Here is a 3,956-nt window from a genome sequence, read left to right on the forward strand (position 1 = left end):
CGGCGCGGCGTACACGCTGCAGGAGCTGCTCACCATCAAGTCCGACGACGTCGTCGGCCGTGTGAAGGTGTACGAGGCGATCGTCAAGGGGCAGAACATCCCGGAGCCGGGTATCCCGGAGTCCTTCAAGGTTCTGCTCAAGGAGCTGCAGTCGCTGTGCCTCAACGTCGAGGTGCTGTCCAAGGACGGTACGGCCGTCTCGCTCGGCGAGGGCGATGACGACGACCTGGACCGTGCGACCGCGAACCTGGGTATCAACCTGTCCCGCGACGAGGGTTCTGCAGCCGACGAGGCCATGTAACGAACCGGATTCAGACGAATCGCACCTGTTGGAGGGGGCGGCTCGGTCCGATCGACCGAGTACCTCCACCGTCATTCCGATAGGTGAAAGCCGTTGTTGTATCAACCCCCGGCGGGGCCGGGGAGGGGGAGCAACCCCTTTCCGCCCCGCCACCACAACCCACACCGGGGAAAGGAAGTTACGTGTTCGACGTCAACTTCTTCGATGAGCTCGTCATCAGCCTGGCCACGGCCGAGGACATCCGAAACTGGTCGTACGGCGAGGTCAAGAAGCCAGAGACCATCAACTACCGCACCCTCAAGCCGGAGAAGGAGGGCCTCTTCTGCGAGAAGATCTTCGGCCCCACTCGGGACTGGGAGTGCTACTGCGGCAAGTACAAGCGTGTCCGCTTCAAGGGGATCATCTGTGAGCGCTGTGGCGTCGAGGTGACCCGCTCCAAGGTGCGCCGCGAGCGCATGGGACACATCGAGCTCGCCGCTCCCGTCACCCACATCTGGTACTTCAAGGGCGTTCCGTCGCGCCTCGGGTACCTGCTCGATCTCGCGCCGAAGGATCTCGACAAGATCATCTACTTCGCGGCGTACGTCATCACGGGCGTCGACGAAGAGCTGCGCCACAACGAGATGTCGACTCTCGAGGCGCAGATCCTCGAAGAGAAGAAGATGATCGAGGACGAGCGCGATTCCGATATCGACGCCCGGGCCAAGAAGGCCGAGGCGGATCTCGCCGAGCTCGAGGCCGAAGGCGCGAAGGCCGATGCCAAGCGCAAGGTCAAGGACGCCGGCGAGAAGGAGATGAAGAAGATCCGCGACGGTGCCCAGCGCGAGCTGGACTCCCTCGACGAGATCTGGGATACCTTCGTCAAGCTCGACAAGAACCAGCTCATCCAGGACGAGAACCTCTACCGCGAGCTCGAGGACCGCTTCGGCGAGTACTTCACGGGCGCGATGGGTGCAGAGGCCATCCAGCAGCTGCTCCTCGACTTCGACCTCGACTCCGAGGCCGAGAAGCTCCGCGAGATCATCCGCAACGGCAAGGGTCAGAAGAAGATCCGCGCCCTCAAGCGGCTCAAGGTCGTCGCCGCCTTCCAGCACTCGGGCAACAACCCGGCCGGAATGGTGCTCGACTGCGTGCCGGTCATCCCGCCGGAGCTCCGCCCGATGGTGCAGCTCGACGGTGGCCGCTTCGCGACCTCCGATCTCAACGATCTCTACCGTCGCGTGATCAACCGGAACAACCGCCTCAAGCGTCTCATCGACCTAGGCGCTCCGGAGATCATCGTCAACAACGAGAAGCGCATGCTCCAGGAGTCCGTGGACGCGCTCTTCGACAACGGTCGTCGTGGCCGGCCCGTCACCGGGCCGGGCAACCGTCCGCTCAAGTCGCTGTCCGATCTGCTCAAGGGCAAGCAGGGCCGCTTCCGCCAGAACCTCCTCGGCAAGCGCGTCGACTACTCGGGTCGTTCCGTGATCGTCGTGGGCCCGCAGCTCAAGCTGCACCAGTGTGGCCTGCCGAAGCTCATGGCCCTCGAGCTGTTCAAGCCGTTCGTGATGAAGCGCCTCGTGGACCTGTCCCACGCGCAGAACATCAAGTCGGCCAAGCGCATGGTCGAGCGCCAGCGCGACCAGGTGTGGGATGTGCTCGAAGAGGTCATCGCCGAGCACCCGGTGATGCTCAACCGTGCACCGACCCTGCACCGCCTCGGCATCCAGGCGTTCGAGCCGCAGCTCGTCGAGGGCAAGGCCATCCAGCTGCACCCGCTCGTGTGTGAGGCCTTCAACGCCGACTTCGACGGTGACCAGATGGCCGTGCACCTCCCGCTCTCCGCGGAGGCGCAGGCCGAGGCCCGCATCCTCATGCTCGCCTCGAACAACATCCTGTCGCCGGCATCGGGCCGCCCGCTTGCCATGCCGCGACTCGACATGGTCACCGGCCTGTACTACCTGACGCGCCTCGACGAGGACGCCAAGGGCTCGTACGTCGCGCCGGAGAAGGACGCGCCCGCGCAGGGCGTGTACTCGACGCCGGCCGAGGCCATCATGGCCGTCGACCGCGGCGAGCTCGACATCCACTCGAAGATCCTCGTGCGCCTACGCAACCAGCGCCCGCTGCCCGAGATCGAAGCGGAGCAGTTCCCCGAGGGCTGGGAGCCGGGTCAGGAATGGGAGACCACGACGACCCTCGGCCGCATCCTCTTCAACGAGCTGCTCCCGGCGGACTACCCGTTCGTCGACGAGCAGATGCCGAAGAAGCGCCAGGCCGTGATCATCAACGATCTCGCCGAGCGCTACCCGATGATCGTCGTCTCGCAGACCGTCGACAAGCTCAAGGACGCCGGCTTCTACTGGGCGACCCGTTCGGGCGTCACGGTCGCCATGTCCGACGTGCTCGTGCCGCCGGAGAAGAAGACGATCCTCGAGGAGTTCGAGAAGCGCTCCTCGAAGATCGAGTCGATGCACACGCGCGGCTTCCTCACCGACGAGGAGCGCAAGAACGACCTGGTCAAGCTGTGGCAGGAGGCGACCGAGAAGGTCGGTCAGGCCATGGAGGACCACTACCCGGAGGACAACCCGATCCCGACGATCGTGCGTTCGGGCGCGGCCGGCAACATGACCCAGATTCGCTCGCTCGCGGGCATGAAGGGCCTGGTGACCCGACCGAACGGCGATTTCATCCCGCAGCCGATCAAGTCGTCGTTCCGCGAGGGCCTCACCGTCCTCGAGTACTTCATGAACACGCACGGTGCGCGTAAGGGCCTCGCCGATACCGCTCTCCGTACGGCCGACTCGGGCTACCTCACGCGTCGTCTCGTCGACGTCTCGCAGGACGTCATCGTGCGCGAGACGGACTGTGGCACCTCGAACGGTGTGGAGACTGTCATCGCCGAGGAGGCCGCGGACGGCACGCTCATCCGCGATGCGCACGTCGAGACCTCGACGTTCGCCCGCACGCTGGCGGAGGACGCCAAGGACGCCGATGGCAACGTCATCGTCGCCCGTGGCACCGACCTCGGCGACCCCAACATCGATGCACTCATCGCTGCGGGCGTCACCAAGGTCAAGGTCCGCTCGGTGCTCACCTGCACCACCGGCACCGGCGTGTGCGCGGAGTGCTACGGCCGCTCGATGGCGACGGGCCAGCTCGTCGACATCGGCGAGGCCGTGGGCATCGTCGCGGCGCAGTCCATCGGCGAGCCGGGTACGCAGCTCACCATGCGTACCTTCCACCAGGGTGGCGTCGGCGACGACATCACCGGCGGTCTGCCGCGTGTCCAGGAGCTGTTCGAGGCCCGCGTGCCGAAGGGCAAGGCCCCTATCGCCTCGGAGTCCGGCATCGTCCGGCTCGAGGAGGGCGAGCGCTTCTACACGATCACGATCGAGCCGGATGACGACTCGATGGACGACATCGTCTACGAGAAGCTGTCCAGGCGACAGGGTCTCGCGATGGTGGAGAAGGCCGACGGCACGATGGGCCCGATCGCGGACGGCGACCACGTCTCCCGCGGCGCGGCGCTCCTCGAGGGCCCGGCGGACCCGCACGAGGTTCTCCAGGTCACCGGACCGAACGGCGTGCAGAAGCACCTCGTCGGCGAGGTCCAGAAGGTGTACCGCTCGCAGGGCGTGTCGATCCACGACAAGCACATCGAGGTCATCGT

Annotated in this window: 2 protein-coding genes; both read left to right on the plus strand. The window is 65.6% G+C overall.

Annotation, left to right across the window (positions count from 1 at the left end; all coding sequences use genetic code 11):
• Window positions 1-301 (plus strand): DNA-directed RNA polymerase subunit beta (locus tag V7E05_RS13875; RefSeq protein ID WP_333620220.1); only part of this gene is annotated, 301 nt, incomplete at its 5' end.
• A 182-nt stretch (window positions 302-483) separates the two neighbouring features.
• The coding region (locus V7E05_RS13880; RefSeq protein WP_333620221.1) for a DNA-directed RNA polymerase subunit beta' at window positions 484-3,956 on the plus strand (3,473 nt) is incomplete at its 3' end.

Origin of the sequence: Dietzia sp. (assembly GCF_036741115.1) — a bacterium.
GTDB lineage: Bacteria > Actinomycetota > Actinomycetes > Mycobacteriales > Mycobacteriaceae > Dietzia.